Annotated in this window: 13 protein-coding genes and 3 pseudogenes; 9 read left to right on the top strand and 7 right to left on the bottom strand. The window is 71.0% G+C overall.

The annotated features are described in order from the left end of the window. Positions 1–9: 9 nt before the first annotated feature. From OIE51_RS21125 to OIE51_RS21135, 3 genes and pseudogenes are all read right to left on the bottom strand, one after another. A pseudogene (locus OIE51_RS21125) lies at positions 10–958 on the bottom strand (LysR family transcriptional regulator). Between the two features lie 176 nt (positions 959–1,134). Next, positions 1,135–1,272 (bottom strand): annotated as a pseudogene (locus tag OIE51_RS21130) (MFS transporter); the annotation flags it as partial. A 475-nt stretch (positions 1,273–1,747) separates the two neighbouring features. Then, positions 1,748–1,996, bottom strand: coding sequence for a hypothetical protein (locus OIE51_RS21135; RefSeq protein WP_326599311.1), 249 nt, complete (start codon positions 1,994–1,996; stop codon positions 1,748–1,750). Positions 1,997–2,592: 596 nt separating this feature from the next. Here OIE51_RS21135 and OIE51_RS21140 point away from each other — a divergent pair. Further along, positions 2,593–3,366 carry a DUF3592 domain-containing protein gene (locus OIE51_RS21140; protein ID WP_326599312.1) on the top strand — a complete coding sequence of 258 codons (774 nt, stop codon included), beginning with the start codon at positions 2,593–2,595 and terminating at the stop codon, positions 3,364–3,366. A 139-nt stretch (positions 3,367–3,505) separates the two neighbouring features. After that, positions 3,506–4,257: pseudogene (locus tag OIE51_RS21145) on the top strand (helix-turn-helix domain-containing protein); the annotation flags it as partial. Between the two features lie 440 nt (positions 4,258–4,697). On the opposite strand, the gene OIE51_RS21150 reads toward OIE51_RS21145, so the two are convergent. From OIE51_RS21150 to OIE51_RS21160, 3 genes are all read right to left on the bottom strand, one after another. Next, positions 4,698–5,111 (bottom strand): VOC family protein, encoded by a 414-nt coding sequence (locus OIE51_RS21150; protein ID WP_326599313.1) that lies wholly within the window; start codon positions 5,109–5,111, stop codon positions 4,698–4,700. Further along, complete coding sequence (locus OIE51_RS21155; RefSeq protein WP_326599314.1) at positions 5,108–5,695, bottom strand: dihydrofolate reductase family protein; 588 nt, start codon at positions 5,693–5,695, stop codon at positions 5,108–5,110. The genes OIE51_RS21150 and OIE51_RS21155 overlap by 4 nt, the downstream gene beginning before the upstream one ends. A gap of 204 nt (positions 5,696–5,899) precedes the next feature. Continuing rightward, the gene (locus OIE51_RS21160) at positions 5,900–6,739 is read right to left on the bottom strand and encodes a hypothetical protein (protein WP_326599315.1); all 840 of its coding nucleotides are present in this window, start codon (positions 6,737–6,739) and stop codon (positions 5,900–5,902) included. A gap of 300 nt (positions 6,740–7,039) precedes the next feature. Between OIE51_RS21160 and OIE51_RS21165 the strand changes: the two genes are divergently transcribed. From OIE51_RS21165 to OIE51_RS21190, 6 genes are all read left to right on the top strand, one after another. Continuing rightward, positions 7,040–7,255, top strand: a complete 216-nt coding sequence (locus tag OIE51_RS21165) for a type II toxin-antitoxin system VapB family antitoxin (protein WP_326599316.1) — start codon at positions 7,040–7,042, stop codon at positions 7,253–7,255. Continuing rightward, positions 7,252–7,668 carry a PIN domain nuclease gene (locus tag OIE51_RS21170; RefSeq protein ID WP_326599317.1) on the top strand — a complete coding sequence of 139 codons (417 nt, stop codon included), beginning with the start codon at positions 7,252–7,254 and terminating at the stop codon, positions 7,666–7,668. The genes OIE51_RS21165 and OIE51_RS21170 overlap by 4 nt, the downstream gene beginning before the upstream one ends. Positions 7,669–8,753: 1,085 nt before the next feature. Continuing rightward, complete coding sequence (locus tag OIE51_RS21175; RefSeq protein WP_326599318.1) at positions 8,754–9,476, top strand: AraC family transcriptional regulator; 723 nt, start codon at positions 8,754–8,756, stop codon at positions 9,474–9,476. A 103-nt stretch (positions 9,477–9,579) separates the two neighbouring features. Then, positions 9,580–9,924: a VOC family protein gene (locus OIE51_RS21180; RefSeq protein WP_326599319.1), complete on the top strand. Its 345-nt coding sequence runs from the start codon at positions 9,580–9,582 to the stop codon at positions 9,922–9,924. 416 nt (positions 9,925–10,340) lie between these two features. Then, entirely contained in the window at positions 10,341–10,601 is a 261-nt protein-coding gene (locus OIE51_RS21185) for a DUF6186 family protein (protein ID WP_326599320.1), read from the top strand. A gap of 16 nt (positions 10,602–10,617) precedes the next feature. Next, positions 10,618–11,052: a DUF6256 family protein gene (locus OIE51_RS21190; protein WP_326599321.1), complete on the top strand. Its 435-nt coding sequence runs from the start codon at positions 10,618–10,620 to the stop codon at positions 11,050–11,052. Positions 11,053–11,136: 84 nt separating this feature from the next. On the opposite strand, the gene OIE51_RS21195 is transcribed toward OIE51_RS21190, so the two are convergent. Then, the gene (locus OIE51_RS21195; protein ID WP_326599322.1) at positions 11,137–11,358 is read right to left on the bottom strand and encodes a hypothetical protein; all 222 of its coding nucleotides are present in this window, start codon (positions 11,356–11,358) and stop codon (positions 11,137–11,139) included. A 656-nt stretch (positions 11,359–12,014) separates the two neighbouring features. Here OIE51_RS21195 and OIE51_RS21200 point away from each other — a divergent pair. Beyond that, on the top strand, positions 12,015–12,281 hold the full coding sequence (locus OIE51_RS21200) for a hypothetical protein (protein WP_326599323.1): 267 nt from the start codon (positions 12,015–12,017) through the stop codon (positions 12,279–12,281). Positions 12,282–12,283: the final 2 nt, after the last annotated feature.

A 12,283-nucleotide genomic window follows, 5' to 3' on the forward strand; every position in this document is an offset into this window, starting at 1 on the left:
TGCGTGGCGTCATCCACCTGCCGTGATCGGCATCGCCGCCCATGTCGGTGTCCACGTCCGGGGGTCGGGGCGCACGGTGCCGAGGTGGGCGCGGAGTGCGGTGAGTGCGGGGTGCGGGTTGTCGCCGTGCCAGATCAGGGAGTGCGGGTAGACCGGTGTGGGGTCGTGCAGGCCGACACGCCGCAGGTCGTGGTCGGCGGGCCAGGCGAGACGGGTCTGCCGGCCGAAGAAGGTCCCCAGCGTCGCTGAGTCGGCGATCGTTGTCGAGGAGCGGTTCGGTGCCGAAGTCGGGGCCGGTCGCCTCGATCGTCAGCCCGAACGCGGCGGCGAGGTCGTCGTAGAAGGCGGCCCACTCGGTGCCGGAGACGATGCGGGGCATCCAGATCCTGTGCCCGGCGAGTCGGGCGGGGGTAACCGCGCGGGCGGTGGCCAGCTCGTGGGCCGGGCCGGTGAGGAACTGGACGGGCTCGTTGAGGACGCGCGTGGCGTGGATGGCGTCGGGGAACTGCCGCGCGGGCAGGGTGACGGCGCGGAAGGACGCGTCGATGCTGCCGGAGCGGACGGCGGCGATGGCCGTGTCGGCGTCGAAGAGGGCCACGACGTCGAGTTCGATCCCGGGATGTGCGCGGTGGAAGTCGCGCGGCAGAGCGGCCGGCGCGAGGCGTCGGCCGATCACATCGACGCGCAGCGCACGGCGGCCGGGCCGCACGGAGGCCGCCGCCCGTTCCGCGGCCCGGAGGAGATCACGGGCATGGGGCAGGAACGCCTGCCCGTCGATGGTGAGGTGGGCTCCGCGCGCGGTGCGGGTGAACAGCCGTACGCCGAGGCTTTTCTCCAGCGCGGCGACGCGCTTGGAGACGGCCTGCTGCGTGATCGACAACCGGGCGGCGGCCTCCCGGAACCGCCCGGCGTCGACGACGGCGACGAAGGCGCGCCCGGCATGGAGCTCAGGGCCCATGCCAACCAGCCTAGTCGGCACAACCTTTGGTTGTGAGACGCCCGGCGGAACGGTTGTTTGATCGGCGTTCCCGCTGCCCGCTTCGATGTCGCCGTCAACAAGAGGTTGTTGGGGGGCGTGGCTATGGGCCACAGGCGGTCGTTGGGGCGGGGCTTCGGGTGGCTGTGGGCGGCGTATGCGGTCAGGCCCCACAGGGCCGTCAGGGCCGCGACGGCGACCTTGCCGGTGACCGACCACGCGGACAGGGTGCGGGCGACCCGGTCCGCCTCCGTGTGGTCGAGCCGGTAGGTGGCGAACACCGGGTTGAACACGCCCATGCGGAGCGGGCTTTCTGACCTGCGGTGTTAGAGGGGCTTTGCCATTGCTTGACTGTGGGAAGTCATGGACATGGAGGCATACTGCCAGACACGTCGTCCCGTGCACTTGGGGAATAGCACCTTGTGGGAGCGGTCCCGGGCCCGCGAGGGGCGGGTGACGTGTGGAGACGACGGTTGAGGGCTGGTTCGCCGCGCCGCTTCAACGGACCCGGGTCGAATCGGGGTCGAAATGGGGTGGCCCTCTCTGGTTGCCTTCGGGCGTCTCCGTGAGCTGTTGCCGCAGGTCACCGTTGGTCCGGATGCGCATCGGCGCTGGTGGGCGTGGTGGGGCAGAAGAACCCGGCGTACAGGCCGACTCGTCCGCCACCACCACGTTTCCCCAGGTCGGAGCGGGTGTCCGCGCCGCATGACCCTGCGGGGTCGAATCGGGGTCGCATTCCGGTGAGCGGGTCCTTTCGCGGACCGGCTCATCTCATACCCGCCCCGCGACCAGCGGCGCCGTGGAGCCGGGGAATCCGTCCCACCGACACCCGTTCACCGGCATCTCGCCCTGGAGATCGGAGAGACCCGATTCGCCCTCCACCTCGACCCGGTCACCGCACCGGGCGGATGGCAACTCGAACGCAACCACCACCGCCTCACCGCCACACGCATCAGCGATGGCCAACTCCTCCACGACGAGGTCCTCCACGACTCCCCACTGCGGACCGCCGTGCACCACGCCATCTCCACCCTGACGACGGACAGCCCGCTGCGCCCCCCGACCTCACACCCCTGCGCCGCATCGCCACCCTCGCCGAAGCCCTGCGCAGCCACCTTCCGCCCTCTTCACCAACCGCCGATTGACGGAGGAGGGGGGCTCCAACTGGCAGGGGCGCATGTTGAGGTGTCGCATGGTGCTCGGCGAAGCTCAGGGACTGTCACCGTGCGGAGTCGGTGGACGGATGGGGCGCTAGTTGTATTGTCACGAACGTTCGCCGGGGTCGATTACTGGGATTCGCCGCGCGATGCCGCTTCGGATCCGCCCGCTCAGCAGGTATTCCGGCCGGGGGTCCGGGGGCCCACGACGTCTGTCGCCGATGTCACGAGCCCCCGGGAAGACGCAGTAGGCGGCTGCGGGTCGTGGGCGTCGCCGGCGTTCGCCGCGGTCAGCCGGCCGCACGCCCCGACATCACCCGATCAGGTCAGTACCATGGTTTCCCGGCGATCGGGCCGACCTGCACCACAGGAGGCGCCATGGAGACCGTGGACCCGTCAGTGCGTCGGCGCCAGCAGCGCGATCGTCAGGTGGGAAATCCAACTGCCCTGTGTTTGGGCGTGATCTGGTTCGTCCTCGGCACCGCGGGCGCCTTCGTGCTCGGCCTCCTCGTCTCCCTGTGGTTCGACGCGCTGCGCGCGATCTCCCTCAACGCGCCATCCGGCACCCACGTTTCCGGTGTCTCGGTCCCGCTCGTCGTCGCCGGGGTGGGCGCAGGGACCCTCCTGGTGGGCCTGGGGCTGCCGGTGGGCGCCCATCATCTCGACGGCTACCGGGCTGCACGGGGCAGCGGCGGATGGGCGCTGGCGATCGGCGTCGCCGGCTTTGCCCTGGGCGTCGCTGTCGCGTCGCGGGGCTGGGTGGCGGCGGACCGCGTCGGCTGGGTGATGACGGACTATGAGCCGCCGGAGCCCTGGGGTTGGGGGCGGTGGATCCTCTACTACGCCGACCTCTGGCTGCCGGGCCTCCTGGTCGTGCTCTCGCTGCTGCTGGTGTGGTCGGCCGTCCGGGCTCAGCGCCGTGGGGCCGCGAGCGCCGCCACCCGGGACCGGCTGCTGCTCGAGGGGCTGCGGACCACCGGGACCATCAGCGAGCTGCGCATCCACTACTCCAGCGACGACTCCGGTGGGCGGCGCGTCGCGGGGGCCACCGCCACGGTCACCTACGTCGACGCCGCCGGTACGCGCCGCTGGGTGACGCGCAAGTACGCCGATGCGTCCGTGCTCGTCCAGGGTGGCGCGGTGCAGGTGCTCCACGACCCTGCCCGCCCGGACGACGACGACTCGGTGTTCGTGAGCTTCCTGCGGGAGCCGGCCGCCCTCGACTGGGTCTGACGGGCAGCTCGGCGGAACTCCGGCTGGTCGGCCGCAGCGGATCGTGCCGGGCGGGCCAGTGCTGTGACATGTAGGTTCGCCGGGTTGGCGGTGGTGGCGGTTGGATGTGCGGTGACGCCCGATCCGACCGCTCGAGGCAGTGGCCGAGCCTGTCCGTGTGCGCAGACTGACCGACCAGGACGGGCAGCGGCTGCAGCAGATCGTGCGCCGGGGCCGTACCAACTCGGTGCGCTATCGGCGCGCGATGATGCTGCTGGCCTCGGCCGGCGGGACCGGGTGCCGGTGATCGCCCAGCTGGTGCAGGCGGACGAGGACACCGTCCGGGATGTAATCCACCGGTTCAGCGAGATCGGCCTGGCTTGTCCGGCCCCTCAGTGAGCGGGAGGCCGTCCCCGCCTGCTCAGTCCTGACGACGAGGACTTCGTCGTCCAGACGGCCACCACCCGACCGGTCACGCTCGGCCAGCCCTTCACCCGCTGGTCGTTGCGCAAGCTGGTCGCCTACCCGCGCGAAGTCCACAGCCGGGTCATCCGCATCGGCCGCGAAGCCTTACGCCGCCTGCTCGCCCGCCGCGGGATCACCTTCCAGCGCACCAAGAGGTGGAAGGAGTTCCCGGACCTCGAACGGGACGCACAAACTCGACCGGATCGGGGAAGTACTGGAACGTTTCCCGGACCGGGTATTCGCTTTCGATGAGTTCGGCCCGCTCGGGATCCGGCCCACCGCAGGGTCGGGCTGGGCCGACCAGGGGCACCCCGACCGGCTGCCTGCGACCTACCACCGCACCCACGGCATCCGGTACTTCACGGCTGCTACTCGGTGGGTGACGACACCCTGTGGGGTGTCAACCGCCGCAGGAAAGGCGCCGCGAACACACTGGCCGCGCTGAAATACCGCTCGTCCCGCGGATCGCGGTCGGCGCCTCGCTGTTGTGCTTCCTCCTGTGCGACCGCGTTCGGGCTCCTCCTCAATGCTGCCCCATGGCGGGAAGCGGATGTCCGCTCGTTCCGTCCCCGCCTCTCGGCCGAGCACTGGTTCAAGGACGAGCACCTGGCGACACAGGCCATCGCCATCGTCCAGCTCAGGGTGCTTCGGGACTGTCTGCGGGTCTTCGCGGTCGAAGTGCGGTACCCGCGGCTCGCGTTCGGGTGCGAGCTCGCCGGTATGACCCTGCTGGCCGCCTCGGCCTTCGCGCTGCTCCTGCTGCTCTGATCACTCACGACCGAGAAACTGAGTAATCGTCAAGACCTGTGGATGGGGTGGGGATGCCGCCTCGCGCTGGGCCGCGCCCGCCCCGAAGCGAGGCTTCTTCACTCCGCGCACCGGACCGCTCAGGAGAAGTCCGCGGCGGTGATGCCGTCGGGGTGTCCAGGCGGCCACTCCACCAACTCGATCCGGTAGCCATCCGGGTCGGTGAGCCACGACGTCTTCGGGCCGCGAGGCCCGCCCGGGTACTGGACAGGTCCCGGCTCCAGGCCGACTTCGGTCAGCATCTCCAGGGTGGCGGCCAGTGTGTCCACCTGGATCGCGAGGTGGTCGAAACCGCTGCCCACGTCGACGCGTCCGTCAACGGGACGGTGGACCAGTTCGAGCGAGGCCGCCGGTTCGCCGGGGAACTTGAGGATCACGAGGTGACTCCCGTCCCCGCCGTCGACCCTGCCCAGCTCGACGTAGCCCAAGGCGGTGTAGAAGGCGAGCGAGCGGTCCAGGTCGGTGACGCGGTAGCCGACGAAGAGCGTCTTCATGCGGCCTCATCGGGGCGGCGCACCCGGTAGCGGAGGTGCGTGACGTCTCGACCCTCGAGCCGCCGGACGAGGTCGAGTTCGATGTGGTCACCACCGAGGTGGTCGAACAGCCGTCGGCCGTCCCCAAGGAGGACCTGCACCAGGTGGATCTCCATCTCGTCCATGTGCCCGGCTCGGAGCAGCGCTTGGGCCGCGCCCGCCCCATGAACCATGACCGGGCGGTCCCCGGCGGCCGCGCGAGCCTGACGGGCGCAGTCCTCGACGTCGGTGACGAATCGCGCGTGGCCGGGTGGCACGTCCCCGTCATCCACATGGTGGGTGAGGACGAAGATCGGCACACCGTCGTGATGGTCGCCCTGCCAACGCCCGGCGAGTTCGAAGGTCCGACGGCCGGAGATTACCGCGCCGGTCGCCAGCGCCTCGCGATAAACCTGTCCGCTGGGACCGTCGGATTCCCGGTCGTCGAGCCAGTTGAAAAGACGCCCACCGGGGGGCAACGCAGTGTTCCTGGCAGGTCTTGCCGATCCCGGTGCTCGCTCCGGCGCGGGCACGTCGGTGGTGAGCGCCTGATGGGTGACCGGCAAGGGGCACGGCGGACGGTCACCTCAGGCTCGGCGTCCCGGAAGATCTTCGCGCGCGGTGGCCGGGGATCGCGCCGCATCCGCCCGGTGGGAACCCCGAGACGCCGCCGGCCCCGGGCAACGGGAGCCGGCGGCAGGAGGGGTTTACCGTCTGGGTCCGCACCCTCTTCGGCCTTGTCAGTGCGGGGCTCAGTCGCGTGGAGGGAATCACTCGGCCGGGGGTTCGGTCTCCTCTTGGCCGGTGGTCTCGTCGTGCGGCGGCCGGTTGTCGATGATGACGCGCGTGGCCGGGCGCGTCACGGTCTCGGCCGTCTCCAGACCTTGCAGGGCGGCGTGGATACGGTTGTAGATGCGGGCGGCCAGTGCCTGGGTCCCGGGTGAGGCGGCGGGGTCGTTCTGGGTGGACCACAGGGCGTCGATCGTGGCGATCAGGGTGCGGCCCGACAAGCTGGTGGCGATGGTGCCATCGCCTCGTTCGCCGACCTGGGAAGGCAGGCGGAAGTGCTCGGTCTGAGCGGCGCGTTCGACGAGAAACGCCCAGGTGTCGCGGTGGCAGGAGATGTCGGTGTAGGCGACGCCTGCGGCCAGGTCGAGGAGGGTGCGCAGTTCGGCCGATGACGGCAGTGCGGCCTCGGCGAGCGCGGACGTGGGAACTGCCAGCTCGGTGGCGGGCGGGGCCGGTGGCGTCGGCGCGGGTTCTGGGGCGGCGGGCTTTTGGGCACGGCGCTCACGCTGCCGCTCGGCCTCGGCCTCGGCCCGGACCCGTTGGGCGAGCGCTTCCTCGCGGGCGTGTCGGTCGGCCTCGGCTTCCGCGCGCAGCCCGGTGACCTCGGCCCGGTAGCGCTCGATCAGGGACTTGAGGTCGCTGATATCCCTGCTCAGCGCCTCGGTCGAGCCAGCGCTCGGCGTGGTGAGTTTCAGGTGCTGGACGTCGGCCTTGACCGCGTCGAGTTTCGTGTCGATCTCCGGCAGCCGATCCCGCACGCCTTCCGTGATACCCAGCAACTGCTTGACGACTCCGTAGACCCGTCCCTCGCCGAATGCCATGGACCACCCCTCGCATGATCGTGCTGTGTGACGCGATGATCTCTCCCCGTGTCCGGCGCCTGCGACGCGGCGAGTTTCGGCCGATCCGATGTCGGTGGTCACCGGCGTCCGCGGTGCCTGTGTGTCCGAGGACGGTGCGTGGGCGCGGAAGCTGCGGCCGCACACCACGGTGAGGTCGACGTCGATCAGGAAGAGCAGGACCAGGGCATCCACCGGGTCGTTGGGTTGATATCGATCGCGATGGGATTTGATATCGTGGGGTAGGTCCTCGTGGGGATCCGGACGGAAGGAGGAGTTCGTATGACGAGAACCGTCGTCGACATCGATGACGAATTGCTGGCTCAGGCCGCTGAGGTCTTCGGTACCTCGACGAAGGTCGCCACGGTGAACGCCGCCTTGGAGGATGCGATCAAGCGTCGGAAGCGGGCCTCGTTCCTGGGGTGGCTCGCCGAGGGTGGGCTGCCTGATCTGACCGGTCCCGTCGAGGACACGAACGGTGCGGGCCAGGCGGCGTGACGGGTCGCTATCTCATCGACAAGTCGGCGCTGGCCCGTTATCCGAAGCCGGCCGTCCGGGCGGTGATCGATCCGCTGCACAACGCGGGGCTGCTGGCGGTGTGCGGGGCCGTCGAGGTCGAGGTCATGCACAGCGCGCGGTCCAAGGCGGACGCGGAAAGGATCCGTGACGAGATGCGCGGTTTCGACTGGCTGGCGACCCCCGACGAGGTGTGGGACCGGGCGCTGGAGGTGCGGACGCGACTCGTCGGCTCGGGGAACTGGAAGGCTCTCTCGGTGGCGGATCTGGTCATCGCGGCGACCGCCGAGCGGCATGGAGCGGTGGTGCTGCACTACGACGGCGACTACGACATGATCGCGAGCGTGACCGGCCAGCCGACCCAGTGGGTGGTCCCGGCCGGTACCGCGGACTGAGCCACGGGCACCGGTCGCCACACGGTCGAATGCGTGGACCCGGATGCCTGGGCACCGGTGTGGGCGGCGGTGAGCAGGCGGTGGAGGTCCCCTGTGAGTGGGCCGATGCCGCCGGTGTCGGCCAGGATGTCCGTCGCTGACCTGGACTCGCGGTGGGGTGTGGTGGGGTGCCGTTTCTCGCCGTAGAGAAGGTGGCCGATGCGCAGGCTGACCGTCTCGGTGGTGACTGTGACGGGGTGGAGTCTGGTTCTTGGCATGGGGTTGGCGCGGCCGGCGCGTACGTCGTCGTAGCCGTAGTGGGGGAGGGCGCGGTGTTCGCGGGGGGTCGGCGAGGTCGACGATCCGGGTGCAGGACTGGGCGGTGCGCTGCCAGTGCTGGGCCGATTCCCGCAACTCGGCGGCGTTGGTGCGGAGTTGTTCGCTGATCGTTTCGGGTTGCTGTTCGGCCTGGTGCAGCAGGATGCGTCCGGTCAGGAGGTGGCCGAGGGCGAGGCTGCGGGCGGTCTGCTGGAGGTCGGCTCCGCTGATCGGCCGGCCGCTGCCGCGGGCGGCTTCGAAGGTGCCGCGGATGATCCGGTCCGTGTCCTCGGCGATGCGTTCGAGGGTGCCGGGCAGGTCGGGGTGCGGCGCGCGGTCCGGTCAACTCAGGGACCTGCTCGCGCAGGGCTGCGCGGTCCAGGTGGCCCGTGCCGCCCAGGCTCGCGCCCGCGCTGAGCGCGCGCAGGCCGCCGAGGTCGCTGTCGCTGACACCCGCGTCGATACGGGCGTCATCGAGCGCGTTGCGGAGGCTCTCCAGGGGGACGAGCGGTCCTCGCCGGTCCCCGTCTCCTCGCTACAACACCGAGTCTGCTGGGCGCCCGAGCCCGAGGCTGAGAATGACGTCGGTGGCGCCCCCTCGAGCGGTATGTGAGGGTAACCGGGTGAGTCGTAAGGTCGTCACCGAGTATGGAGGGTCACCGGTCACGCGGTGGGAGGTGGCCATCGGTGACGTCGATGCTCGGCTGCGTCCTCTGTTGGACTCCTACGGTGGCTACGCAGAGCGCGCCGCGCGGCCGGTCCTCCGCCGGGAGGTCCCCTGCGCCAGGGTGGTGGTGATCCTCGGTCTCGGACAGGGCCTCGCCGTCCGGCCAGGGGGGTCGGGGAAACCCGCAGTGCATGTGTCGTCGTTCGCGGCTGGCTTGACCAGCGAACCGACCCTGGTCGAGCACGAGGGCGCACAGCGCTGCGTGGAGCTACGGCTCACCCCGCTGGGGGCCTTCCGGCTGCTTGGAGTGCCGATGTCACAGCTGACCGGTCGGGTGGTCGAGCTGACGGACCTATGGGGCAGGCAGGCCGACGAGTTGGTCGAGCGACTCGTCGAGGTTCCGGACTGGGACTCCCGGTTCCGTCTGCTCGACGACCACCTTCTGAGGCGCGCGGTCGAGGGGTGCCGCCCGGCGCCGGAGCTCGTGGCCGCTTGGACCCGGCTCGACAGGCACCACGGGGACCTGGCCATCGGCGAACTGATCCGCGACACCGGTTGGAGCAGGCGCCTGCTCGCGAAGCGGTTCCGCGAACAGGTGGGGCTCCCTCCCAAGGAGACGGCCCGGGTCCTGCGTTTCGCGCGGGCGGCCGAGCTCGTCGGTCACCCAGAGCAGTACGCGCTGGCCGCGATCGCGGCGCACTGCGGTTTCTACGACCAGGCTCACCTCAACCGCGATTTCCGGGCATTGGCCGATTGCACGCCGACCGAATACCGTGCCGCCCATCTGCTGCCCGCCCTCCCCGGCACCGGTGCGCAACCCGGCGCACGGGCGGCCCACTCCTGAGCGCCTCGGGCCGACGGGAGCGTAACAATCGTCCAAGACCACCTGAGATCTCCGCCCTACCGTCAGTGCCCGTCCGAAGTTTCCGTGATTTCTGGAGCGGCACATGCACGGCGCACCCTCCCACTTCGAGTTCGGTGTCGCGAACGCCTCGCGCGCCCAGTCCTTCTACAGCTCGCTGCTTGGCTGGACCTTCCACCCGATGGGCAGTACCGATGAGGGTTGGATCGAGACCCCCGGCATCCGCGGTGGTGTCCACTCGAACGACCCGGCCCACGCGATTGTGATCTACTTCACCGTGACCGACCTCGACGCCGCAGTGCGCCGGGTCGCCGAACTCGGTGGCCAACCCGGCACCCCTGGCGCGGCTGAGCCCGGGTTCGGTCGTTTCGTGGAATGCCGCGACGACCAGGGCGTGCGTTTCGGTCTGCGTCAGCCGTCGGACAGCTGATGACGGGCACCGTCCGCGCCGCGTCGACCACCTGCCCAGCCGGGCCAGCAACGTGAACTCGCCCAGACGCTTTGGATCCTGGCTTTTCAGTGGCTCCACGCCCACCACTCTGGCAGAGAGGCGTACGCGAGGCAGTACAGCTCAGGTGCCGGGCACGGTCACCTTGATGTCTTCGATGGCGAGGGGCGGGTGGGCATAGGAGTGCCGGGTCTCGGAGAACTCGGCGTCGCGGGGGAGGGCCCGAGCCGAGCCGGGACGTGTGGAAGTGCCGTGCCACGTCGCGTGGGCCAGAGCCGAGCACGCCCCCCGTGGCTCGCGCGGAGGCGTCCGGCGCGCCCGCCCCTCCCCGGCCCGCCGATGACGGACGATCGACGCGGGCCGGCCGGTCCACGGAACGGGCGTACAGGAGGCGAACGGTGACAGTGGCGGAGCGGGGGAACATCCCCGAGCATCCGGTGATCGGATACGTGGTCTGGGCGGTGCTGTTCGGCGCGCTGTTCGCCTGGGAGGGCATCGGGCTGGTCCGGTCGGGCGACGGCTACCCGACGCTCAGCGACGCGCTGGGCGCGGTGATGCGCCACCCGGCCGGGCGGTGGGCGCTGTTCGCGCTCTGGCTGTGGTTCGGATGGCACACGTTCGTCCGTGGCTGGCACTTCCTGCTGCGGGACGCTCACTGACGACGGAGGACCGCGGGTGCTCCCAGTCCCGGTGATCGTCGCCGTGATGCTGGTCGGCTACCTCCTGGTCATGGGCTGCCTCGGACTCGGTCTCCGGCTGCTGCCCCGGGCCCGGCCGGTTCCACGCGGGGTGTGGCGGCGGGGCTGGCCGGGGCTCGTCCGGCAGGTGGCGGGCACGGCCGTCGGCGGGTACCTGGTGCTGATGGCCGTCGTGGTCGGCTACTACTACGGCGTCGCACGGGTGAGCGGCGGGTTTCTGATGAGCGCCTGCACCGGGTCCGCGCTGCTCGTCGGCCTCACCCTGCCGTTGTACCTGGTGGTCTCCTGGCTGGTCGAACGGCGCCGTCCCGGCGGCCCGGCCAGCCCGTCGGGCTCGCCGCCCGGCTCCCCACCGGGTCACGGGAGCGCCGCTGGTGCGGGGCCGCCTCGCGCTCGCGGCCCGTGTCCGTGAGTCCCGACACGAACGCGACCGCCCGGCGGGCTTGCGTAGCCCGCCGGGCGGCCGCTCCCATCCCTGACGGGCCGGGCGGAGGGGTCAGGACTCGGTGCAGATGTACTGCCTGGCGGCGAAGGCGGCGCCGTCGCTGATCTTGGCGCCGCCCGCCTCGATGGCGAAGTACTGGATTCCGGCGGCTGCTGCCCCCTCGCAGGTTTCCACCTGCTGCCGCGCGGAGGCGGTTCCGGCGGTGACACCGAGCACGAGCAGCGCGGAGGTGCCGGCGGTGACGGCGACGCGGGTGAGCCTGGAGCTCTTCATCCTGTTTGTCCTCCCGATAAGACGGCCGGTCCGGCGGCGGACGCCACCGGATGGATTCCGCTCATGGGTAGCGCAAGGTGCCCCCGCCGGCGCCGCAGACACGGTCCGGGCGGGGCGGAGTCCCCCGGACGATGTAGCACGTTCGGCGACGTGTCGGGAGAGACCGTCGACTCCCCGCGGATCCCCGACGAGGAGGACGTGGCGGACGTCGTTCGGGCCGGTTTTCCGGAGCACCTCGCCCGCCGCTGCCTCGGCTTCTCCTCCGACACCGCGACAACCAGCTGGATGAACCGAGCCACGACATCGGGGCACTGCTCGGCCGCGAGCCCGCCCGTCTCGCCGGGGGCCTGCGCGAGGTCGTCCGGTTTCCCGCCGTCGGGATCACCGGGCACCGGGCGGGGAGTCCAGGAGTTCTCCCGATACGCCTTGGGGCGGATCCGGCCCGGTCCCGGCGCACCGGCCCGGTCCCGGCGCACCGGCCCGGCCCCGGCGCACCGGCCCGGCCCCGGCGCACGGGGCCGGGGACGCCGCCGGAGCCCGTCGTCACTCGCGTGGGCCATCCTCCCGGCTCGTCATCGTGCCGATGTCGGAGCGGCGGGCGGGAGCTCCGGCCCGGCCGGGGAGCCGGCACCATCATCAGCACCGAGGAGAGCGACATGACCACCGACGACCAGACCGTTCAGGACGCCGTGCGCCGCGTGCTGGGCGAGGGCGCCCACGCCCACATCACCCGCTTCCCCGGCGGGAACCTGTCGATCACCGTCACCAGCCGGGGTCACACCGCCACCATCGACGGGCACCCCGGGACCGGCTGGGGCTGGAGCGTCGATCCGGGCGAGGACGAGGGGTTCAGCGGGCACGAGCAGATGGCCGAGACGCTCGACGGCGCCCTGCTGAGCGTGCGCGGGACGATCGGCGCCTGACG

Source organism: Streptomyces sp. NBC_01803 (genome assembly GCF_035917415.1).
GTDB lineage: Bacteria > Actinomycetota > Actinomycetes > Streptomycetales > Streptomycetaceae > Streptomyces.

What these genes read in the sequence shown, in the direction of transcription:
- OIE51_RS21150 (WP_326599313.1), bottom strand. Translation starts at nt 5,111, where the DNA reads ATGAAGACGCTCTTCGTCGGCTACCGCGTCACCGACCTGGACCGCTCG.
- OIE51_RS21160 (WP_326599315.1), bottom strand. Translation starts at nt 6,739, where the DNA reads ATGGCATTCGGCGAGGGACGGGTCTACGGAGTCGTCAAGCAGTTGCTG.
- OIE51_RS21165 (WP_326599316.1), top strand. Translation starts at nt 7,040, where the DNA reads ATGACGAGAACCGTCGTCGACATCGATGACGAATTGCTGGCTCAGGCC.
- OIE51_RS21180 (WP_326599319.1), top strand. Translation starts at nt 9,580, where the DNA reads ATGCACGGCGCACCCTCCCACTTCGAGTTCGGTGTCGCGAACGCCTCG.
- OIE51_RS21195 (WP_326599322.1), bottom strand. Translation starts at nt 11,358, where the DNA reads ATGAAGAGCTCCAGGCTCACCCGCGTCGCCGTCACCGCCGGCACCTCC.
- OIE51_RS21200 (WP_326599323.1), top strand. Translation starts at nt 12,015, where the DNA reads ATGACCACCGACGACCAGACCGTTCAGGACGCCGTGCGCCGCGTGCTG.